Origin of the sequence: Acinetobacter sp. V115_6 (assembly GCF_031799025.1) — a bacterium.
GTDB lineage: Bacteria > Pseudomonadota > Gammaproteobacteria > Pseudomonadales > Moraxellaceae > Acinetobacter > Acinetobacter pittii.
Genome location: NZ_JAVQNO010000021.1, coordinates 127,358 through 147,703, shown reverse-complemented (window position 1 = coordinate 147,703; position 20,346 = coordinate 127,358). Strand labels below are relative to the sequence as shown.

Here is a 20,346-nt window from a genome sequence, read left to right as displayed (position 1 = left end):
ATTTATAAATGTTTGTTAAAACCACCTGAGACATCTATTGCCGAACCTGTGGTGTAAGATGCCAATGGTGATGCCAAGAAAACTAAAGCACGTGCAGGCTCTTCTGGACGACCTAAACGCTGCATTGGAATACCACGATTTTTTGCGATATTGCCTGTCCACTCTTCCCATGACAGATTTAAATCTGAACGGGTTTCATAACGGCGTTTCCACTGCGCAGATTCGACCATACCGAGTAAAATCGAGTTCACACGAACGCCATATTGAGTAAACTCATGCGCCAACGAATGGGTTAAGTTCAACAGTGCAGCGCGTGCAGATGACGTCGCAATCATGTGCGGTTCCGGTTGCAATGCCAGTAACGAGTTCACATTGGTAATTGAGGCATTTGCCGACTGTTTTAAGTCATCAAGAAAAGCCCGTACCGGATGTAAAACACTGAAATATTTCAGTTCAATCTCTTTCATCCAGTCTTCATCTTGCGTATTTTCAAAATTTGAAACACGGCCTTGCCCAGCATTGTTAATGAGCATGTCCACATTGCCCAAATTGAGTTTGACGTCTTTGGCAAATTGCTGAACTTCTTCTTTTTTCAATACATTGCATGCTTTAGTAAAAATATTGGCATGCGGATATTTTTCTAAAATATAGTGCTTAGAAGCATTTAAACGTTCTTCATCGCGACCACACCAAGCAACTTTTGCACCCTCTGCAACCAGTATTTCAACAGCAGCCAGCCCAATCCCAGATGAGCCACCGGTAACAACTGCAACTTTTCCTTCAACTTGGAAGCTCATAATCCTTAATCTCTCTTACGATTGTTCCTGAATCGTCAACATAATTTGGTTAAATGCTTGCGGTTGGTCGACATAACTTAAATGTCCTGCATCTTCTATGACGAAGCGCTGTTCCAACTGCAATTCCTGAGCAAGCTCTTGTATACCTAACGCAGGAGTGATTTGATCTTGCTGCCCTGCAATGACTGTGCATGGGACTTTTAAATTGGTTAAGTAATTACGTATTTCGTCATATGCCAGTAAGTACGATGCATGGGTGAAACCTTTTAGGGTCAACTGCTGCATCACCTCTGAAACTAAAGCTAAGGCTTGTGGTTCTTGTTTATAAATCAAATGAGGTCCACGGCTTTCGGCCATTCCTTTAGCACCGAGTTCTTTCAACATTTTTGGTCTTTTTTCAAAAACCTGAATTTGTGTTTGCTCATCGTGGCGTTGGTAGCCTTGAGCTAAGTTAGCAACAACCAAGTGTTCCACTCGCTCTGGGTAAAGTGCAGCAAATGCACTGGCCTGTAAGGCACCTAATGAGTGTCCGACCACAATTGCTTTTTCAATTTTTAAAACATCTAACAATGCTGCCAAACGCTTTGCGTAGTCAGTAGCATTGGGCTGATCAGTTAAAAGTTCATCTGATTTGCCATAGCCCGGTGCGTCCCAGGCAATGACATGAAAATGATGAGACAGCACTTCAAGTTGGTTTACCCATGAAGCAGAACCTGAACTAATACCATGCAACAGCACAAGGTACTCGCCCTGACCGGCTTCCCGATAGGCTTGCTGCTGGCCTTGAACAGTAACGGTTTTCACCGGAAATTCTGCTAACTTTTCAATGAGTGTCATCATTTTCAATTCTTTCCTTCATTCACTTCATCAAACAATTAACGTTTGATTTGAGACAATGGATGCTCTGGTGGATAGTTCGGAATGGTTGGTTTACCTGTTCCTAACATCACACACATCAAGGCATCTTCTTGACCTGGGTTAAACAGACCACGGTAGATTCCCGGTGGAATTGAAATCAGATCACGCTCTTTTAAACGGGTTTCAAATTTTTCGCCGTTGTGCTCAATGAACAAATCAATTTCGCCGCGAAGCATAAAGAAAACTTCTTCAACATCGTGATGAATGTGCAAAGGACCTTCACACTGTGGTGGTAGAACCATGGTTGAAAACGTGAAGTTTTCTGCTGGTACAGTGTTGCCGTCATTCGCAACACCTGTTGCACCCGTACCCATGTAACGCATTTGTGCACGGCGATATTTCGGGTCGTAATCTGCTTGGAACTTCAAAGCATCGAAGTCGTATTTACGTGTCTCAAAGCGAGCAATACGTGTGTTTAACCAATCTTCTAAAGAAGCACCCTCTGGTTGTGCCCACGATTCGAATTGTTGTGTAGTCATTTTTTAAACTCCTATACAGTGAATTAATAACGTTTTAAAAGAGGAACCAAGAACAACGACCCAATGACAGCGACAGCAGCCAAGAAGGTAATTCCTAAATTAAAACTGTGTGTTTGCATCACGATGTAACCGATAAGAACAGGCGCAATTGCACTTGCAAAATTACCTAAACCGTTAAATATTCCACCCGCAGTCGCACCTACATTTGAGGTCGTCACTCTTGCAAGCAGAGCAAATACAGCTGCTACTCCAAAACCCCATGCCATAGCGCTTAAAGACATGGCAGCAATAATCAATAGTGGCTCAGTCATAATGACCATCACATACATGAAGATGCCCGCGAGTAATAAACCGCTAAATACTTGAATTGCACGGCGGCCTAACTTGTCAGATAAAAACGCACCGATAATTTCGCCAATTAACATGGCAATGAACGGAAAGCTTGAATACATTCCAAACTCTTTGAGATTGAATCCTTTGTCTTGCATTAAGTAAGAAGGAACCCAGCTGTTTAAGCCCCACAAATACGTCATCAATGCAATGTTAAAGAGACAAACCAACCAGAATGCGCTGTTGCTGAGCAGCAATTTAGTATTAGTAATGTGACCTTTGAAATTAGTGCGTTTACTCTCGCCCTCAATTTCGACAGTTTTCTTGAGCTGCAAGTTACGCAGACCAAAAACAATGCTAAAAATCGCAATCAGGGTTAGCGCAGCCATCACAAAAAAAGTGGTGTGCCAGTCGTGGTGAGCTAAAACATTTGCAGTGATCGGGAACCCAAGAAATGCACCTATTGGCGTTCCAAGTAAGAACATGGTAGAAGCACGTGCCTGCTGACGGTCCGTATAAGTCTGCTTAACAATGGTATATGCCAAGGCAAATAATGGACCTTCTGCTAAACCAAGCAGTACACGTAAAACCAACATGCCTGAATAACTGGTGGTGAACCCCATACAGAACATGAGTACGCCCCACGACGTTACGCTCCAGAACAGCATTTTCTTTGGGTTAAAGATGTCACCCAAAAAGCTTAGAAAGACTGATGAAAAACCATAAGCAAGTAAAAAACTTGTCATGAGCCATCCGAGCTTGGCCTTATCTTCAGCAATTCCCATTGCACTTTGAAAATGAGGATCTGAAAATAAAACCGCAATACTAATCTTGTCGAAAAACGCCAGTACCACACATACCATAAGGACAAAAGCAGGTACCCAATGCTTCAATCCACTTTTTTCTTCATTACTCATGTGTCATTCCTTCGATTTGGTAATGAGAACCAGATTTAATGTTTACGGTTTTAACTTCATGACATTAAATTCAGCATCTGCTAATAGTTTTGGATCTAAAACGGTGTTGGCTTGCATCCAACGTTTTGCCAGTTTGACCAGTTTAGAATCATTAATGGCAATCATGTTGAGCAAACGATTTTCATGGTCCAGATATAAATAGCTCACCTGATCTTCCCCACCTTGGCGAATGACTACTTCCTTCGTTTTTTCAGGTTGATACGTACCTAAAATCTGGATATTAAAGTGATATTGATCTGACCAAAGCCATGGAATATCGCTATATTCGGTTTCAATGCCGAGCATCGACTTTGCTGCTGCAATCGCCTGATTTTGCGCATTTGCCCAAGACTGAATGCAATAACCCAAGCCCGGATGAATCGCAACATCACCTGCGGCATAAATGTTTTGATCTGAAGTTTGCCCAAAACAATTCACCACAATGCCATCTTTCACATCGAGACCAGCATGTACACCTAACTCTTTGGCAATCTCAGCGCCTGCACCTACCACGACACAGTCAAATAACTGACTATTTTGAGGATGGTTCACCACTTCAACTTTTTGATTTGGCGCTTCAACTAAATGAAGACTCTTGCTGTCTAAATGAATTTTTGTACCTTGAGTTTCATGCATATTTTTTAAAAATGCAGAAACTTCCGGACTCACGCTTCTTGCACATAAACGATCGCCATATTCAAATATATGAACATCTTTACCTTGCTTACGTGCAGTTGCAGCAATTTCTAAACCAATCCAGCCACCGCCAATCACAGCGACATTTTTTGCATTCTTTAAAATTTCAGCCAAACGTTCACAGTCATGCACATTGCGTAAAGTCACAACATTTGGAATGAACTGCCATGTATTGACGGGTACACGTGCACGGCTTCCAGTTGCAATCAGCAATTTGTCATACGGCAAAATCTGACCACTTTCTAAATGAACCTGTTTTTGCTCACGATCGACTTTTGTCGCAATTTCAGGTTTATGCCATTGAACGTTGAACTCTTGAACCTGTTCAGGAGAGAACAGATTCAAACTTTCATACGTTGCTTCTTTTGAAAGTACTTGCTTAGACAGTGGCGGACGCTCATAAAACACTTGATCTTCATTTGAAACCACGTGAATTTCGCCCACATACCCATTTTGACGCAAGGTACTTACTGCCCAACCCGCTGCCTGTCCGGCACCTACAATTACGATCTTTTCCATAGCCATCTTCCTTGTAAAGCAATACCTGTTAAACAGGCTTCACCTGACGGCGAGTTGTGTCATCAAGACCACCCTCAATCGCCCATTCAGTGAAAAGCTCTAGACGATGTTCTTCTACACGTGGTTGCCATTCTTCTGTCAAATAATCATCGTTGGTGTAGTATTCAAATGCACCACCTAATGGTGAGTTGACGTACCAGAAATAAGCAGAAGAAATTGGATGACGTCCTGGTCCAATAAAGGTTGACCACTCCGAACGATTCATATTTAAACCGCCCCCAATCACCTCATGGATATCGCGAACGACAAACGCAACGTGATTTAAGCCAGCAGGTTTATTTGGAACACTGAGCAAGAATAAATCATGGTGATAACCTTCACCGCGGCAACGTAAGAATGCACCGCGATTTTTGTAAGCATCAGATAAATGGAAACCTACTTTTTCAATATAGAAGTTTTCAGTTGTTGCCAAATCCGGTGTGAAGAACACCACATGTCCAATCGCAACAGGTTGACCTTTTTCATAAACAGGACTTGCTGCATTCACACGTTGAATGTTGCCGTATTGGTTAATACCTTCCGTTTTAAGTTCAGGTACTTCTTTAACAAAACTTTGTTCAAAACGGATGGTCATGCCATTTGGGTCAATACACTCAACTGTATTTTCAGTACGTTTAAAACCTTCTACATCGGCCAAACGAGCTGCCAAGTCATCAAGGTCTTGAGCACTATCAACGCCCCAAGTCACTTCACGTAAAGTTGAACCTTGTTCAATAGCAGTCGGCAAACGCTCATCATCACAATTAAATAGATAAATCTTGCTACCATTTTGGGTTTGGTAAAGATCAGTACCTTCAATATCCGAAGTACTTTGGCTTAAACCAAAATCTGCCAAAAACTTGTTTGAAGCGGCTCTATCTTCAACTCCAAACTTTAAAATCTCGATCCCTGTAATCATTTGACTACTCCTTAGTTAAAGACAAAACCGCCATTGACCGGAATATTTTGACCTGTCACAAAAGAGGACAAATCCGACAGTAGATACAATGCTGTTCCATTTAAATCTTGTGGAAGTTGCTGACGTTGAATCGCTCTTCCGTTGACATATAAATCGTGACGTTCTTGAGGCACATACTCGGTTGCTTCAACCAGAGTAAGGCCCGGTGACAATGTGTTGACACAGATATTAGATTGTCCCAACTCTCTTGCCATTGAACGCGTCATGGCAACAATTGCACCTTTACTTGCCACATAAGCCATCAGGTTTGGTGCGCCCCAAAGTGCTGTATCGGAAGCAACATTAATGATCTTGCCTGCAGCCGATTGCTTTAAATGGGGAACGCATGCCTTACTGATCAGCCATGTGCCTTTCACATTAATATTCATGACCCGATCCCAAAGTTCAGGATCGTAATCAATCATATTTTTTCCACCGACATTGGTCGCCAGTGCCGCGCAATTCACAAGGCCATCTAGTCCCTGTAATACTTCAACGCTTTTTGCAACAGCATTTTCAATAGAGTCTGCATTGGCAAGGTCAACGGTGACAGCATGAACATTTAGTCCTTGTTGTTGTAACGCTTGTGCTTCTTGTTGCACCAAGTTAGACAAAATATCTGCCATCACAACTTCAGCACCTGCCTCGGCAATGGCTTGAGCGAAATCTCTACCTAAACCACGCGCAGCACCAGTCACTAAAACTTTTTTGCCTTGCAACAACGCTACATTAGCCATGAGCTTCTTCCTGCATCTCGATACGGTTTGATGCATTTAGTGCAGCAATTTTCTTTAATTGCTTCTCAGCTTCTTTTTTCATTAAACGGCGTAAACGTGCAAGACCAACATCGTGTTGATAGAGAAACTCTTTTTCACGCGCATTTGGCGCAAGGTTTTCTAAAATAATTCGGTCTTGTTCTAATACATCCCAATGCAATTGTTCTAAGTGATTGCGATATAAGAAACGCCATACATTACGTTGCCAACCACTCACCTTACGGCAGCGCCAGAAAAATACGCGAGTATTGTTGGCATCAATTGGCGTTGCATAACCCACAATCCAGAATTCACCACCTGGACCAAATTGTTTACGGTATGGAATTGAAAGACGTAACCAGCTTGCACCTGTTGAACCATATTCAACCCAGTCAAAGTTCACACCTGTTTGACCTTCTTTTTCAAAAACAAAGCCATTATCGGTCGTGCGGTGCTTCATCTCTGCAGTACGTTCACCATCTGCCATCGAGTGCGATGTCGCGTGTAAATAGGTCCCGTGCATTGGGTCCATCACATTATCAATCGCGTATTGATGGTTTACTTTCCAGTCTGCTTGGCAAAGGAACGCACTCCACTCTTCACTTGCGAGTTGCTCTGGGAACTCAAGCGGTGCTGGTTGTTCATTTGCATCAATACCAAACCAGATGAAGATTGCGCCATGTTGCTCAATTACTGGATAGTTCTTTAAACATTTAGTTCCGGTCATTGGACATTCATGAACCGCTGGCACATCAGCAACTACACCATCAGCACGAACTTCAACACCGTGATACCAGCAAGCAACTCGGTCGCCTAAGTTCCAACCAAGGGAAAGACGAGCACCGCGGTGTGGACAGCGATCTTCAAGTGCATGAACCTGACCTTCGGCATCACGCCAAACCACGATATTTTCGCCTAAACGGGTAATACCGACTGGATTAGCAGCGACTTCCCAACTTGCCAAAACCGGATGCCATTGGTCACGTAAACCAAGTTCTAAATATTCTTCAGCGCTTTGTGAAGTTGATACGATTGCGTTCATTTTATTCTTCCCTGAATCAATAACCTAAACGTTGCATTTCTTCTGTAAAGCTTGCAGAAGTCCATTCATCACCAGATTCACAGCGGAAACCCTGTTGATTAAGTGCAGAAACAACGTCATCTAACTCTGTTGCGCCCGCAGAAAATGCCTGAATCAAGTTTTTTACAAAATCCTGTTCATAGAGCGTTGGCTCTTTATAACGTGTCTGCCAAACCAACAATTCAGATTGACCTGGAATTTGAATATTGTTGATACCTGCTTCGGTTGCCGGCGTTGCATGAATCCAGCTTGCCAACTTTTCATTAAATGTCTTCATTGTTCTGCTTCCTTGTACATGTGAGGACTAGAGTTGAATTTGAATATCCTGTCCTTCAACACGAACTGGGTACGTACATAGGTTTCTACACCCTGGCCCACTTTTTAGCTCACCTGTTTGAATGTCAAAAATTGCTTCGTGCAATGGACATTCAACAGTCTGATCTTCGATAAATCCTTCGGTTAATAAGGCATACGCATGAGGGCAAACATTTTCGATAGCAAAGTAATTTTCATCGACGAAAAATACGCCTATTTTTTTCCCTTCAATTTCGATGGCTTTCGGCTCATCTTCGCTAACGTCACCCTGCTGACAAACTGAGATCCAACTCATACCTTGCGTCCTCATTTTGTTTTATATACAAAACATAATTTGATTTTCAAAACATAAGCTAAGCATAATCCCCTTGATCATTTTTTGTCAAAGTAAAAATAAATATAAAATTCATTAGTTTACTAATTTTTAAATATTTTGTTACGTTTCAAGAAGGAAACAAAGTTTTAAATATAAAAATTGTTTTATGCATTTTTAACAATTACAATAGTTATAAAATAAAGCAGCTTGCCCCAAATTGAATCATGTTTTATTTATAGGAAAATGACACGAATGAGCATAGCAATTGAAGAAGATTCGCACGAATCGGAAACAACAAAAAATGATGACCGATATTTAGTTCCCGGACTTGTACGGGGTTTAGCTATCTTGCAAGCATTTAATCAACAAGCGCAAGAAATGACCATTACAGAAATTGCTGAAATTTTAGAAGTGAACCGTTCTAGTGCATTTCGCCTGATTTATACACTCGAATCTTGTGGCTATTTAAGAAAAGCATCTCAAAAAACTTATGCACTCGATTCCAAAGTCATGGAACTTGGTTTTAACAGTTTATCTAAACTTTCATTACTCGATTTATCGACACCTTTAATGAAAGAACTACGTGACCAAACCAAACTCGCTGTACATCTTTCTATTTTAGAAGGTACTCATATTGTCTTTGTAAATAATATCCAGTCTATGGGAACCTTTACGAGTAACATTAGTTTAGGAACTCGCTGGCCTGCCCATGCAACCGTCATTGGTCAAATGCTTTTATCTGATTTACCTGAAACTGAAGTACGTCAGCGTTACCGCAATTTTAGCGATTGGGACAGTTTCTCTGAACTGACGCCAACCAATTTAAAAGCTTTATTGCAAAGACTCTCTTATGTAAAAACTCAAAAAACCATGGTGAGCTGGGGTCATTACAATCATGATATGGCAGCGTGCGCGGCGCCTATTTTTAAACAGTCAAATGGTAAAATGGTGGCTGTTATCTCTGTAAGTTGTCCAATTACGACTTATGATGAAAGAACATTTAAAGAAGATATCGCAAGCCTAGTCGTTGAAACAGCAAACAAAATTTCCAAATTTATTTATTAAAAAAAGCGACGTTAAGTCGCTTTTTTTTAGATTTTATTTCATAAATTAAAAATTACTTTTTAAAACGTTCTCATTCATATCTTTAAAGATAATTGTCGAATCATTTTCTTTAATATCAAATTTTAAATACTGCTGTTTAAACTGGATTACCGCATAAAACTCTTCTGCACCATCATCTAAACCTGTCGCAGAAATCTGGCTGCCTTGCGGAAATTTCTTAAGCCATGCAGCGTTATAAAAATCTGATACAGAATTAAATTCACAATACTGTTTTGGCTCTGCCATTATTTTTGCAGCAATTTGATCAAATTGTTGTTGTTTATAGACCTCTAAGCTCAACAGCATGATCACACTCCAAATTAAAGCTGGTTTGAGGCTAAAAGCTGTTTCTTTTTAACCTTTTCCCATTGATACCAACCATAAGCTGCCATCAAAACAAATGCTGCATACAAAGCGGCTGTTAAAAATAAATCTTTATAGATGAACATACCGACATAAATAATATCGACAAATACCCAAAGTATCCAAGTCGCAATATGTTTTCGGCTGGTCCAATACGTTGCAAGCAAACTAAATGCGGCAAGTTGTGAGTCGAGCATAGGAACTGCTGCATCAGTAAAGTTTTTAAGAATTAAGCCAAAAAGCAAGCCACCTACCGCGGCAATGATCATTTGAAAAATTGCAACTTTAGGAGCTATTGGCTCTATACGAATGTCATGATCTTGCTGCTTTCCTTTGAGCCAGTAGTAAAAGCCATAAAAATTTACGACCATAAAAAAGAACTGCAAAATCGTTTCGCCATATAGCTTAAATTCGTAAAACAAATAGGCATATAAAACAAAGGCAAAGAAATTAAACAGCCAACACCACATATTACGGATTACCGTTAATCCGACTCCAATCAGGCTAATCAAGACCGCAAAGATTTCTAGAGGTGACATAAAAACAGCTGCTTATTGAGATCAATTTGACGAAGTATTATGAGAAAAATATAAAGCGAAGCAAACTGCTAATTTAAATAAATGATGCAAATTGGCATTGTCTGAGGTTTTATTCTTTTCTAATGTCATCGATTTATTTCAATGCACAGATAAAAGAAATACCGATCGAGTCGCGAACAAATTATATTTGCTAGTTTTTAAACGATTGTTTAAAACATGATTAAAGACAAATAAAGAGCGTGACAATATGTCAAATCAAGAAGGAAAAGTCAGCCGTGAAACTCGTAGACATATTTTTTTAATTGGTCTAGATCGGGCAGCAAAACGTAATGCTTTTGATAGTCACATGATCAAAGACTTATCACTAGCGCTCACCGAATATGAAAATAATGATGCGCTTCGCTGTGCGGTTATCTTTGCTCATGGGGATCATTTTACAGCTGGTTTAGACCTAGTTGAGTTACAACCCAAGCTCGCTACAGGTGTTTTTGATTTTAGTGATGAAGAAGTGAACCCTTGGGGTACAGTTGGACGAAAACTGAGTAAACCTTTAATTGTTGCAGTACAAGGTTATTGTTATACCGCTGGTATCGAACTATTTCTTAACGCAGATATTACGATTGCGAGTGAAAATACACAATTTGCTCAAATGGAGGTTCAACGTGGTATCTTACCTTTTGGCGGAGCTACTGCGCGTTTTACTCAAGCCGCGGGTTGGGCCAAAGCCATGCGTTATTTACTCACTGGTGACTCTTTCGATGTAAAAGCAGCATTTGATATGAACCTGATTACAGAAATATGTCCAGAAGGCTCTCAGCTCAACCGTGCAATAGAACTTGCTGAACATGTTGCGCAAGCTGCTCCTCTTGCTGTAAAAGCGACGCTCGCCTCTGCTCGCGAAGCTATTAACGAAGGTTACGAGGTTGCCTTTAAGCAACTGCAAACTCATCTTCAACCATTGCTCACAACAGAAGATGTTCAAGAAGGTGTTTTTGCCATGTTACAAAAAAGACCGCCTGTTTTTAAAGGTAAATAATACCTGCTCAAGCACTGCGCTCTACAGTTTAAAACCTATGGATATACAGAAATTAGCGTAAAAAAAAGCCCACACGATGCGGGCTTTTTTATTAATTGGCTTTATTCAACTCTAATGATTTTACCTAGCTCATCATGGTGAACGACTGTAATTTTCTGACTACGTCCCTGTTCAATTTCATGTTCAGGTAAATCAAAATAGCGCGCATAATCCTCTGTCTGTTTTGCTTTAAGCGCATTACCGCCAACACGATGCTCAGGCAGCACATGACTCCACAACAATAAGCAAATTGCACAAGCAATTAATGCAGTAATGCCATGTTCAATGCCCAAACCAAAGGCACTAAACAAACGGTGAACTAAATGTGTTTTTTGGAGCTCAGCCAAAACCCAGATCAGTACAAACGGACGCCACAGCAACAACCAAACCGCCCACATCATGGCTGTGCTTGTTGTAGAAGCATAGCGCTTATGCCATGGTAATTGACGGCGTAAATCAATAATCAACGAATTTGTCTTCATTTCTCTCTTTACCTAACGAAGTGCTGTGGTTTTCCCCAGACATCAATACAGCACGATCTTTAAAATCTCATGACTCTTGCATTTCATCCACGAATGCCCCGATCCGGGCTCACCCAACGCGCACGTTTCTCATCTCCACGTTTTAAAACTTTTGGAAATGCCACAATAGTTGCCGAGATGGTGATTAGCCAAAAGACCAATGGATACCAGATCATCCAGAAATAGTTTTTTCCTAGATGTGGTTCATAACGACTATCCATCCATTTGCTTAAAGCAAACTGAATGAGACAGGTTGCCCCCAATAAAATACCGCTACCATACGGTAAAAATGGAGAGCTCACAACGGCTAAAGCAGGGACCGGTAAAATAAAATGTACCAACCATAATAAAGCCATCGCCAGCATTAAATATGACCAAACTAAGGTTAAGCAAAGCTCAAACATTAAAGGCCATAAAAAATTTAATTTTGGCTTGGTGAACACATCAATATTTTTAATTAATACCTGTGCCCCACCCATAGCCCAACGTAAACGTTGTTTCCACAAACCGTTTAAAGTTTCAGGCATTAAAATCCAGACCAAGGCATTCGGTTCAAAACGAATGTCCCAACCTGCACGCTGCAATTTCCAAGTAATATCGATATCTTCAGTCAACATATTGGGCGACCAATAATCGACTTGGTGAACAGCGCTCTTACGAAAAGCGGTAATTACACCCGATACGGTAAATAAGCGTCCAAAGGTACGTTGTGCACGTTTAATCATGCCGACAATCGAAGAAAACTCACCGACCTGAATACGCCCTAGCAAAGTTGAACGAGTACGGATACGCGGGTTACCCGTAACTGCTGCAACTGTTGGATTTTCCTGAAAATGACGAATCATCCACTTTGCTGCATGAGGATCAAGTAAAGCATCGCCATCAATACCAATTAAAAACTCGGCATCGGTCATTAAGCTTCCGGCTTGCAACCCCATGGCTTTACCTTGGTTTTGCGCCAAATGAACAACACGTAGTTTTTCATGTTGTGCTGCTAAACGGTCGAGTACCTCACCTGTATTGTCCGAGCTACCATCATTAATCGCAATCACTTCAAAATGAGGATAGTCCAGTTTTAACGCATGGCTAATGGTTTCTTCTGCATTATCCCCTTCATTAAAACAAGGAATTAACACAGCGACTTTTGGATAACTCTCTAATGGAGCTGGTTGATCGTAAGGCGGGGCCTGACGTTCTTTCCAATAGAAAATGATCGCGCCAATCATCCATAAATACGACATGAATAATGGATAATAGAAAACGAATTTTAAGGCATGCGACCATATTGCAGCAAAGATTGTCATGTTTTAGCCTCAACTACGGCACAAGACGAGATGATTTTTCAGCAAATGCTTTATGCATAGTGTCCACATCCGGATGATCTTTAATTGGGTCATCTGGGTAATATCCGACATGCATTACACCTTGCTGATACAGAGAATGAATTGTTGCGGCCATTTCAGTTGAAGGTACCTTTTCGTTTTTACGCCAGTCGGTTGCTTGTAATTCAAAAACGGTTTTCTTAATGCCATTTGGATATTGTTTCACGCGATCAACCATATCTTTATAGAACTGATCAGCATTATCTACCTGTTCCATATAAGGCATTGCCATAATAGCCGTAAAGTCATAACGTTTTAATGACTCTTCAAGCGATTGTGAATACCAGTTTTCTGCATATGGTTTTAAAGCAACTTGCGCATACAAATTACGTGCAGTCATCAAGAATGGTTCATATTGTCGCACGTCATCAACAAGTTGCATTGCAAAATCATCTAGATATTTTGTCTTATATGCCGTCCATTTTTGCAAATCTTGATCATTATCACGGATTTTTGCCAAATCTGTTGGCAAGCCTTGTTTTGCATAGGCTTTTAATGCATCTGAGCTTGCATCTTCATAGTCAGATAAGGTGACATCATCATGAAATAAAATGCCGTTAAATGAAGATGACTTAGCCAAATCTTGATAAATCTCACGAATAGTTTGGCGTGCGTCTGCTGAGAACGGACTTAAACGGATATATCCCATGTTGAGGTGTTCACCAGCTTTTGCTTGCTCTGTCACCACCAAATCCTTAGAAACAGGATCAGTTTTTGGTAATTCCCATGCCAATAAAGGCATCCACGCATAAATACGACTCACAGGCGTACGCGTTTGAATTTGCCATGCAACACGGTTAAACAAGTCAGCACGCATTGGAATATGGCGGTTCGGGAAATACACCATATCAGCAGAGCCATTCGCATCGGGATCTGAAAAAGCCTGTAAATAGACAGTATTTACACCCATCGCATTAATTCGGTCTAACAAGTGACCTAGATTACGCTCTTGCTGTTTCGGGTCCGGGTCATAAATATAGTCCAGATCGACATGCATAATTTTTTGCGGACGGTTGTTATCCGTTAAATTCAATTCACGATTTTTAATTTCTTGAGCCAAATCATCAGTCGTCATATCGCCTTCTACCAAAATACGGCTCATATTTTGTAGAGATTGTTTTGCGTGATCAGCCCCATCATCAAGTGTAATGGTAATTGGCATACCCAGCTTTTTAGCAATTTGAACTGTTTGCATATTATAGCGACCATAAGGCCAGACCATAATACGTGGTGAACGTAAGCCGTGTGCTTTTAGTAGTTCGTTATTTTTCTTTAAGTCGTTATAAATACGTGACTGATATTGTGCATCGTTCTCGTAAGTTTGAGTTTTTACATCATAAAAACGAGTTGTTGCAGCAGGTTCAGAGTTGCCTTGTGGGTTGCCTGTAATACCACGGTGCAAATGATAGCTATGGCTTGCGATCTCAACAAAGCCACTATCTTGCATCTCTTTCAGCTCACCCCAGCTTAAGATTTTGTCACGTGGAATTTCTTCCCCTGAAAAATCGACTTTCTGCCCTGCTTTTGGCTCTAACCATGAACCTACTACTGCAAGTACTACAGGGATTTTTTTAGCTTTAATAACAGGATAAGCATTTTGATAGAAAGATTGATAACCATCATCTACAGTTAATAAAACTGGTTTTGTAGGCAGTTGAAATTTACCTTGATGAGCACGGATCAACTGATCAACCGTAATAAAATGGAATCCGTTTTTTTGTAGCCATTCAACGTGCTGTGTAAATTGTTGAGTGGTCACTGCATATTGAGGAATTAAGGCATTTTTAGTATCGGTAATTTCATGATAACCAATCACCGTAAGTGTTGAAGCGTCCAGTTTAGGTGGTTTAGCTAATGCCATGCCTGACAAACCTGCCAAGGCCAAGCCAAGTGATATGTTCAACAAAGGAGATGCAAAGCGGATAGTCATGAAATAGCGTCTCGATATCAATATAGATTATTTATGTGAAATTTGATGTTAAGCCACAAACTTTTTGAAATTTGGTCTTAATATCACGCTGCCTATAAATGAACAGTTTTTCAGTCAGCATTTATAATCAAATAATCTGAAAATAATCTTAAATATTCAAAAAGCTAAAATATAAATTAATAATGTATTTATATTTAAAGCTCATATAAACAAGAAAGCCCCCTAAAGGGCTTTAAATTTTCACTAGTCACGAGTTTTGACATCGAATAATTCAATTTCAAAAATTAAATTAGAATTAGCAGGAATAATCTTACCCATTTTACGCTCACCATAAGCTAAATGAGCAGGTACGATGAGTTTACGCTTGCCGCCAACTTTCATTCCCATAATGCCTTGGTCCCAACCTTTAATTACACGGCCTGTTCCAATCACGCATTCAAAATAATTACCGCGGTCAATTGAAGAATCAAATTTTGTGCCGTCTTCTAACCAACCTGTGTAGTGAGTTGTAATCAAAGCACCTTTAACCGCTTCTTTGCCTTCACCTACTTTTAAATCGATAATTTCTAATTCATTTGACATGGTTTACCCCTTAATCTGAATCTTTAAAATCGCAATTGGTACTTAGTGTACCAACTGAATCTGTAGAATTTGTTGCGCTTTTCTATGTTACTGTAACTGTGTCCACACAACATTTGCTTGACCCTTTTCACCTAAAAGCGTCCACTCGTTGTCCATGACATTTAATTGTAGCTGCATCGTACGTTCACACAGTTGCTCTAGCTCTACTGTACTTTGAGGGGCAATTTGCCAAACCTGAACGTTACTTAACGTTTTAATTTTACTGTTTCGTTTCCACCAGTCTTCGACTTGTGTGCCATAAACAACAATCGCCACTGTTTTACAACGTGCACTGGCTTTTTTGACTTTATCTTCAGATGGCAAACCAACTTCAATCCATGTTTCTAACTGACCCGTTAAATCTTTTTGCCATAACGCTGGCTCGTCAGTTTCAAAAAGGTCTTTAGTAAACTCAAGCTCATCACTTGCGAAACGAGCAAAGGCCATCAAACGAACCATTAAGCGTTCTAAAGTCTCAGAGGGATGCAAGGCAAGTGTCAGTTGATAATCACCATAAATATGGTCATCCATATTGGCAATATTCAAGTCTGCCTTATAAATTGTTGCTTTAAGCGCCATGATTAATATGTCCCAAAATTTGGCGCTAAGGATACTCGATTTTGGATAAGAAATTATAAAAAAACTGAACAATCTAAAGCATAGTCATGTGAAATTTGCATATTCTTCCAAAACGCTCCCCTCAAGTTATAGTTGGCCGGTTTTTTGCTTTAGAGAGATATATTTTCCTCTTGCTAAAATTGATGACTTATGTGGCTAAAGCTCAAGCGTAGTTTATTTTTACAGGTTCTTTGTGCTCTATTCCTTGGAGTTGCAGTTGGAATCGGTTTCCATGATTTCTCCCTATCTCTCAAGCCATTAGGTGATGGTTTTATTTCTTTAATTAAGATGCTTATTGCACCAATTGTGTTTTGTGTTGTTGTACTGGGAATCTATGGTGCAAACGACATTAAAAAAATGGGCAAAGTCGGTGCAAAAACCATTCTTTATTTTGAAGTGGTTACTACTATTGCCTTAATTTTAGGCATTATTGTGGCCTATGTATTTAAACCGGGCGTCGGTATGAATATCGATATTAGCCATTTAGATGCAAAAGATTTAAGTACCTATACCGAACGTGCCCACGAGATGCATACAGGTTCGGAATTTCTACTCAATATTATTCCAAAAACTTTCACTGCTGCTTTTGCAAACGGCGATATTTTACAGGTTTTATTGATCGCTATTTTATTTGGTGTTTCCCTACTTTTAATTCCTAAACATTTAGCAGAGCTGGTACGTCAAGCACTTGAAGCTTTTTCAGAAGTCTTCTTTAAAATTATGGGGCTCATTATTCGTTTAGCTCCAATTGGTGTATTCGGTTCAGTCGCCTATACCACTGCTAAATTTGGTTTAGATTCACTCTTACAATTGGGTTATTTAGTTTTACTGTTTTATGCAACCTGCATTTTATTTGTCGTTATTGTTTTAGGTTCGATTTTAAAACTTGCCGGTCTCAACATTTTCAAATTTGTGGGCTATTTTAAAGATGAACTCGCTATTGTTTTAGGTACCGCTTCTTCTGACTCTGTTCTTCCTCAAATTATGAAAAAACTCAAAAATTTGGGAATTAAAGATTCAACTGTCGGTCTGGTTATTCCAACTGGTTATTCATTTAATCTAGATGGCTTTTCAATTTACTTAACTTTAGGCGTGATCTTTATTGCACAGGCCTGCAATATTGATTTGTCTATGCATGACTTACTGGCTATTTTGCTGGTTTCACTCATCACATCTAAAGGGGCGCACGGCATTCCCGGCTCGGCTTTAGTTATTCTTGCAGCCACGCTTTCAGTGATACCAAGTCTCCCTGCAATTGGCTTAGTGCTTCTACTTTCAGTCGACTGGTTTATCGGAATTATTCGTGCCTGTACCAACTTAATTGGTAACTGTGTCGCGACCGTAGTGATTGCTCACTGGGAAAAAGATATTGACCATGCGCAAGCTAAAGCTGTGTTAGATAGCAAACCTTAATCCCACTCTTCAGAGAACATTGAATTACTTTTGGTTTAATGTTCTCTATTCTTCAAGCTGACAGGCAAGTAAAGCTGTTTCAAAAGCCAACCAATCATGGTTATGCTCGCTAATGATTTCAATACGATTATCAATGCCCTCTTCACCAGACTTATAATTAAACTGATCAGGATTAAAGTTAAAAACTTTCCACCCTTGATCTGTGTTAAAAATTCCCTTAATTCGAAGCCAGTCTTGCTGTGCACATAATAAATCTAGCAAAGCATAAAACTCGAATTTCCAGCGCTTAGGTAATTTCCAACCTGCCACAATATAGCCTTGTGCCGACTCGACATAATGATAAGGTAATTGCTGAATTTCCTTCTTAACCTCGGTTTCAGTCATTTGTTTTTGAAGTTTAAGTAAAGGTTGTATAGATCGCTCGGTTAAACGAGCAGCTATATCAATTTTATTTAACGCTAACTGACCATGTTCAATTTTAATCCACTCTTGGTGATAAGGTTGGTATTCGTCTTTTAATAGCTCAAGCGCCTGATCATCTTCAAAAGTCATCACATCGCTATGTGACACCACCACAATCTGGGCAGCTTTTAACTGATCTTCATAAAGGTTTTGTTTAACCCAATTGGTATCGTGCAAACGACTGCCATCTACCACCGTAATCAATGCTCGCATGGCTAAACTACTTTGCCAATGAGGTTCAGTCAGTTGGTCAAATAACTGAGAAGGATGTCCAAGTCCAGTCGGCTCAATAAAGAGTCGATCTGGCTTTTGTTCACTCAATAGACGGGCTAAAGCAATATGCATTGGCAATTGACTGCTACAACATAAACAACCACCTAATAGCTCTTTGACTGCATATCCTTCATCTTGAGGTAAGAGTTGTTGGTCTACTCCAATTTGCCCAAACTCATTCATTAATACAGCCCACACCTCATCTTTAGGCTTTTGGCTTAATAAATGCTGTAACAACGTGGTTTTTCCTGCCCCTAAAAAACCGGAAATAATATGGGTGGGAACAGTTTTTGGGGCTATCAGTTTCACAAGCGGCTCAAATCAACAAGGTATAAAAAACTAAGAAAGGTATATCACTGTTTAAATCCCATGAAAATGATTTTTCACTTTGAAGATATACTTTTCAATTATCAGGCTAAAGCTCTCAATTTGTGACAGGCATCTCATCAATCATCTAAATTAACTTTTAATATCTACAATTCAAACGAAATATCCTATTCAAGCATATTCACAATTCATGCCAGAGTGTTAGGTTTGCGTAACAGAGTTGGCTTTTTTTTACTCGATAAGAAATATTTTTTCACATTTTAAGGTGTATTTAAGCCCCTTTATTTTACAGATTGCTCACATAAATGACCCGTATATTTCATATTGTTAAGATAGCCGTAATAGATTGTTAAGTTAATTGATGTAATACCAACCTCGGCTTAGCATGTGTCCTAGCTTAGTCATTCAGCCATACAGGTTTCAGGTATGTATGAACGATTAGGTTTAATTTATTTTTAAATGAAATTTAAGGATGCCATAAAATGAAATTAGCTAAAACTTTACTCGCTACTACACTTGCTTTAACTGCTGCTTCAACTTTTGCTGCTTCTAAGCACGACCAAGCACATAACGCTGCTGGTGAAGAAAAAGTTGTTGTTTCAACTCAAGAACAAGCAAACACTGCAAATGCTGCATCTGATGCTGTAGGTTCTGCTTCTGAAGCTGCTCCTGCAACTCGTTAATTCTCTCAGCATTCTCCTCCAAGCTCAGAGATAATTTTACTGAAATGAAAAATGGACGCTGAATTTTGGTAAAGAAGAAAAGGATCGAACCATGCTGCGGTTCGATCCTTTTTTAATTCAATCTTTTTTAAGAAGTTTTCTTATACATGCTACAAGATGGGTTGTGGTTTTCTTGCAGACGTAAAACCTTACGATGCTCAGCAGCTTCAAAGCGGCAACGCTTCCACTCTGTATTGAGATTTAATTGAGGTACTTCACATGGCTTGCCCTGTTCATCAACAGCAACCATCGTGAAATAACAACTATTGGTATGGCGCACTGTCCGCTTCTGGATATTTTGGGCTTCAACACGGATTCCGACTTCCATTGAAGTACGACCTACATGGTTCACACTTGCCAAGAAGGTCACCAGCTCACCTACATAAATAGGTTCTTTAAAATTTACTTTATCTACAGATAAAGTCACCACGTAGCCACCCGAATAACGACTTGCGCAAGCATAAGCGACCTGGTCTAGTAGTTTTAGAATCGTACCACCATGAACATTACCTGAAAAATTTGCCATATCAGGCGTCATCAAAACTGACATCGTCAATTCAGACTGATCATCAGTTGCTGTGGTCATTTCATCTAATGTAGGCATAGCTCAACTCTGTCTTAAAACAAGCTCAGTCAACATTATGGTTGATAATTCACAAAAAAAACATGCTTAAATCCACAACATAGCATTGTATTTTTTAATATCTTTGATTGTTTTTTAAAATTTAATTTTTTAAGGCACTATTTTTAAAGTTATTTTTTAAAGCTGTTTTATTTATCTTAGAATTTTTTAGAAGATGCTATGCCATTTTATTCCATGTTCAATGGCATAGCAGG

At 39.8% G+C, this 20,346-nt stretch carries 23 protein-coding genes; 4 read left to right on the top strand and 19 right to left on the bottom strand.

The genetic code is table 11. The features are described 5' to 3' along the window. Window positions 1-2: 2 nt before the first annotated feature. From RMA94_RS09105 to RMA94_RS09060, 10 genes are read right to left on the bottom strand one after another with little or no spacing between them, the layout of a single operon-like run. A complete protein-coding gene (locus RMA94_RS09105; RefSeq protein ID WP_005803011.1) occupies window positions 3-797 on the bottom strand; it encodes an SDR family oxidoreductase in 795 nt (264 codons plus the stop codon). A 15-nt stretch (window positions 798-812) separates the two neighbouring features. Next, window positions 813-1,637 (bottom strand): alpha/beta fold hydrolase, encoded by an 825-nt coding sequence (locus RMA94_RS09100; protein ID WP_046813285.1) that lies wholly within the window; start codon window positions 1,635-1,637, stop codon window positions 813-815. A gap of 35 nt (window positions 1,638-1,672) precedes the next feature. Continuing rightward, window positions 1,673-2,194: a cupin domain-containing protein gene (locus tag RMA94_RS09095; protein ID WP_002117566.1), complete on the bottom strand. Its 522-nt coding sequence runs from the start codon at window positions 2,192-2,194 to the stop codon at window positions 1,673-1,675. Between the two features lie 23 nt (window positions 2,195-2,217). Beyond that, window positions 2,218-3,441, bottom strand: a complete 1,224-nt coding sequence (locus RMA94_RS09090) for an MFS transporter (protein ID WP_014206034.1) — start codon at window positions 3,439-3,441, stop codon at window positions 2,218-2,220. Between the two features lie 42 nt (window positions 3,442-3,483). Beyond that, on the bottom strand, window positions 3,484-4,695 hold the full coding sequence (locus RMA94_RS09085; protein ID WP_017387113.1) for an NAD(P)/FAD-dependent oxidoreductase: 1,212 nt from the start codon (window positions 4,693-4,695) through the stop codon (window positions 3,484-3,486). Between the two features lie 28 nt (window positions 4,696-4,723). Next, a complete protein-coding gene (locus tag RMA94_RS09080; RefSeq protein ID WP_182917504.1) occupies window positions 4,724-5,653 on the bottom strand; it encodes a VOC family protein in 930 nt (309 codons plus the stop codon). An 11-nt stretch (window positions 5,654-5,664) separates the two neighbouring features. Then, a complete protein-coding gene (locus RMA94_RS09075; RefSeq protein ID WP_311082618.1) occupies window positions 5,665-6,429 on the bottom strand; it encodes an SDR family oxidoreductase in 765 nt (254 codons plus the stop codon). Continuing rightward, window positions 6,422-7,489, bottom strand: coding sequence for an aromatic ring-hydroxylating dioxygenase subunit alpha (locus RMA94_RS09070; protein ID WP_005070727.1), 1,068 nt, complete (start codon window positions 7,487-7,489; stop codon window positions 6,422-6,424). The genes RMA94_RS09075 and RMA94_RS09070 overlap by 8 nt, the downstream gene beginning before the upstream one ends. A gap of 16 nt (window positions 7,490-7,505) precedes the next feature. Next, on the bottom strand, window positions 7,506-7,805 hold the full coding sequence (locus RMA94_RS09065; RefSeq protein ID WP_005070730.1) for a recombinase-like helix-turn-helix domain-containing protein: 300 nt from the start codon (window positions 7,803-7,805) through the stop codon (window positions 7,506-7,508). A 27-nt stretch (window positions 7,806-7,832) separates the two neighbouring features. Further along, window positions 7,833-8,138, bottom strand: a complete 306-nt coding sequence (locus RMA94_RS09060) for a non-heme iron oxygenase ferredoxin subunit (RefSeq protein WP_002117586.1) — start codon at window positions 8,136-8,138, stop codon at window positions 7,833-7,835. A gap of 273 nt (window positions 8,139-8,411) precedes the next feature. Between RMA94_RS09060 and RMA94_RS09055 the strand changes: the two genes are divergently transcribed. Further along, the gene (locus RMA94_RS09055) at window positions 8,412-9,224 is read left to right on the top strand and encodes an IclR family transcriptional regulator (protein ID WP_046813281.1); all 813 of its coding nucleotides are present in this window, start codon (window positions 8,412-8,414) and stop codon (window positions 9,222-9,224) included. Window positions 9,225-9,269: 45 nt separating this feature from the next. Here RMA94_RS09055 and RMA94_RS09050 read toward each other — a convergent pair whose 3' ends face one another. Both RMA94_RS09050 and pnuC read right to left on the bottom strand, forming a co-directional pair. Next, entirely contained in the window at window positions 9,270-9,569 is a 300-nt protein-coding gene (locus tag RMA94_RS09050) for a hypothetical protein (RefSeq protein WP_032056871.1), read from the bottom strand. Between the two features lie 14 nt (window positions 9,570-9,583). Continuing rightward, window positions 9,584-10,165, bottom strand: coding sequence for a nicotinamide riboside transporter PnuC (gene pnuC, locus RMA94_RS09045; protein ID WP_005075405.1), 582 nt, complete (start codon window positions 10,163-10,165; stop codon window positions 9,584-9,586). Between the two features lie 247 nt (window positions 10,166-10,412). On the opposite strand from pnuC, the gene RMA94_RS09040 reads away from it, so the two are divergent. Further along, entirely contained in the window at window positions 10,413-11,201 is a 789-nt protein-coding gene (locus RMA94_RS09040; protein WP_311082617.1) for a crotonase/enoyl-CoA hydratase family protein, read from the top strand. Between the two features lie 101 nt (window positions 11,202-11,302). Here the strand turns inward: RMA94_RS09040 and pgaD are convergent, their stop codons facing one another. The 5 genes from pgaD to RMA94_RS09015 all read right to left on the bottom strand — a co-directional run bounded on the left by pgaD (window position 11,303) and on the right by RMA94_RS09015 (window position 16,273). Then, on the bottom strand, window positions 11,303-11,722 hold the full coding sequence (gene pgaD / locus RMA94_RS09035) for a poly-beta-1,6-N-acetyl-D-glucosamine biosynthesis protein PgaD (RefSeq protein WP_311082616.1): 420 nt from the start codon (window positions 11,720-11,722) through the stop codon (window positions 11,303-11,305). Between the two features lie 83 nt (window positions 11,723-11,805). After that, complete coding sequence (pgaC, locus tag RMA94_RS09030; RefSeq protein WP_002117710.1) at window positions 11,806-13,065, bottom strand: poly-beta-1,6-N-acetyl-D-glucosamine synthase; 1,260 nt, start codon at window positions 13,063-13,065, stop codon at window positions 11,806-11,808. Between the two features lie 13 nt (window positions 13,066-13,078). Then, entirely contained in the window at window positions 13,079-15,073 is a 1,995-nt protein-coding gene (pgaB, locus tag RMA94_RS09025; protein ID WP_311082615.1) for a poly-beta-1,6-N-acetyl-D-glucosamine N-deacetylase PgaB, read from the bottom strand. Between the two features lie 243 nt (window positions 15,074-15,316). Next, window positions 15,317-15,655 (bottom strand): FKBP-type peptidyl-prolyl cis-trans isomerase, encoded by a 339-nt coding sequence (locus RMA94_RS09020; protein WP_002117532.1) that lies wholly within the window; start codon window positions 15,653-15,655, stop codon window positions 15,317-15,319. A gap of 87 nt (window positions 15,656-15,742) precedes the next feature. Then, window positions 15,743-16,273 (bottom strand): YaeQ family protein, encoded by a 531-nt coding sequence (locus tag RMA94_RS09015; RefSeq protein WP_039757051.1) that lies wholly within the window; start codon window positions 16,271-16,273, stop codon window positions 15,743-15,745. A 189-nt stretch (window positions 16,274-16,462) separates the two neighbouring features. Between RMA94_RS09015 and dctA the strand changes: the two genes are divergently transcribed. Next, window positions 16,463-17,725, top strand: coding sequence for a C4-dicarboxylate transporter DctA (dctA, locus tag RMA94_RS09010; RefSeq protein ID WP_063098292.1), 1,263 nt, complete (start codon window positions 16,463-16,465; stop codon window positions 17,723-17,725). Window positions 17,726-17,770: 45 nt separating this feature from the next. Here dctA and RMA94_RS09005 read toward each other — a convergent pair whose 3' ends face one another. Beyond that, window positions 17,771-18,769: a GTP-binding protein gene (locus tag RMA94_RS09005; protein WP_262441939.1), complete on the bottom strand. Its 999-nt coding sequence runs from the start codon at window positions 18,767-18,769 to the stop codon at window positions 17,771-17,773. A 500-nt stretch (window positions 18,770-19,269) separates the two neighbouring features. On the opposite strand from RMA94_RS09005, the gene RMA94_RS09000 reads away from it, so the two are divergent. Further along, complete coding sequence (locus RMA94_RS09000; protein WP_032005829.1) at window positions 19,270-19,470, top strand: hypothetical protein; 201 nt, start codon at window positions 19,270-19,272, stop codon at window positions 19,468-19,470. Between the two features lie 127 nt (window positions 19,471-19,597). On the opposite strand, the gene RMA94_RS08995 is transcribed toward RMA94_RS09000, so the two are convergent. Continuing rightward, complete coding sequence (locus tag RMA94_RS08995; RefSeq protein WP_005070756.1) at window positions 19,598-20,113, bottom strand: acyl-CoA thioesterase; 516 nt, start codon at window positions 20,111-20,113, stop codon at window positions 19,598-19,600. Between the last annotated feature and the right edge of the window lie 233 nt (window positions 20,114-20,346).

What these genes read in the sequence shown, in the direction of transcription:
- RMA94_RS09105 (WP_005803011.1), bottom strand. Translation starts at nt 797, where the DNA reads ATGAGCTTCCAAGTTGAAGGAAAAGTTGCAGTTGTTACCGGTGGCTCA.
- RMA94_RS09100 (WP_046813285.1), bottom strand. Translation starts at nt 1,637, where the DNA reads ATGATGACACTCATTGAAAAGTTAGCAGAATTTCCGGTGAAAACCGTT.
- RMA94_RS09095 (WP_002117566.1), bottom strand. Translation starts at nt 2,194, where the DNA reads ATGACTACACAACAATTCGAATCGTGGGCACAACCAGAGGGTGCTTCT.
- RMA94_RS09090 (WP_014206034.1), bottom strand. Translation starts at nt 3,441, where the DNA reads ATGAGTAATGAAGAAAAAAGTGGATTGAAGCATTGGGTACCTGCTTTT.
- RMA94_RS09085 (WP_017387113.1), bottom strand. Translation starts at nt 4,695, where the DNA reads ATGGAAAAGATCGTAATTGTAGGTGCCGGACAGGCAGCGGGTTGGGCA.
- RMA94_RS09080 (WP_182917504.1), bottom strand. Translation starts at nt 5,653, where the DNA reads ATGATTACAGGGATCGAGATTTTAAAGTTTGGAGTTGAAGATAGAGCC.
- RMA94_RS09075 (WP_311082618.1), bottom strand. Translation starts at nt 6,429, where the DNA reads ATGGCTAATGTAGCGTTGTTGCAAGGCAAAAAAGTTTTAGTGACTGGT.
- RMA94_RS09070 (WP_005070727.1), bottom strand. Translation starts at nt 7,489, where the DNA reads ATGAACGCAATCGTATCAACTTCACAAAGCGCTGAAGAATATTTAGAA.
- RMA94_RS09065 (WP_005070730.1), bottom strand. Translation starts at nt 7,805, where the DNA reads ATGAAGACATTTAATGAAAAGTTGGCAAGCTGGATTCATGCAACGCCG.
- RMA94_RS09060 (WP_002117586.1), bottom strand. Translation starts at nt 8,138, where the DNA reads ATGAGTTGGATCTCAGTTTGTCAGCAGGGTGACGTTAGCGAAGATGAG.
- RMA94_RS09055 (WP_046813281.1), top strand. Translation starts at nt 8,412, where the DNA reads ATGAGCATAGCAATTGAAGAAGATTCGCACGAATCGGAAACAACAAAA.
- RMA94_RS09050 (WP_032056871.1), bottom strand. Translation starts at nt 9,569, where the DNA reads ATGCTGTTGAGCTTAGAGGTCTATAAACAACAACAATTTGATCAAATT.
- pnuC (WP_005075405.1), bottom strand. Translation starts at nt 10,165, where the DNA reads ATGTCACCTCTAGAAATCTTTGCGGTCTTGATTAGCCTGATTGGAGTC.
- RMA94_RS09040 (WP_311082617.1), top strand. Translation starts at nt 10,413, where the DNA reads ATGTCAAATCAAGAAGGAAAAGTCAGCCGTGAAACTCGTAGACATATT.
- pgaD (WP_311082616.1), bottom strand. Translation starts at nt 11,722, where the DNA reads ATGAAGACAAATTCGTTGATTATTGATTTACGCCGTCAATTACCATGG.
- pgaC (WP_002117710.1), bottom strand. Translation starts at nt 13,065, where the DNA reads ATGACAATCTTTGCTGCAATATGGTCGCATGCCTTAAAATTCGTTTTC.
- pgaB (WP_311082615.1), bottom strand. Translation starts at nt 15,073, where the DNA reads ATGACTATCCGCTTTGCATCTCCTTTGTTGAACATATCACTTGGCTTG.
- RMA94_RS09020 (WP_002117532.1), bottom strand. Translation starts at nt 15,655, where the DNA reads ATGTCAAATGAATTAGAAATTATCGATTTAAAAGTAGGTGAAGGCAAA.
- RMA94_RS09015 (WP_039757051.1), bottom strand. Translation starts at nt 16,273, where the DNA reads ATGGCGCTTAAAGCAACAATTTATAAGGCAGACTTGAATATTGCCAAT.
- dctA (WP_063098292.1), top strand. Translation starts at nt 16,463, where the DNA reads ATGTGGCTAAAGCTCAAGCGTAGTTTATTTTTACAGGTTCTTTGTGCT.
- RMA94_RS09000 (WP_032005829.1), top strand. Translation starts at nt 19,270, where the DNA reads ATGAAATTAGCTAAAACTTTACTCGCTACTACACTTGCTTTAACTGCT.
- RMA94_RS08995 (WP_005070756.1), bottom strand. Translation starts at nt 20,113, where the DNA reads ATGCCTACATTAGATGAAATGACCACAGCAACTGATGATCAGTCTGAA.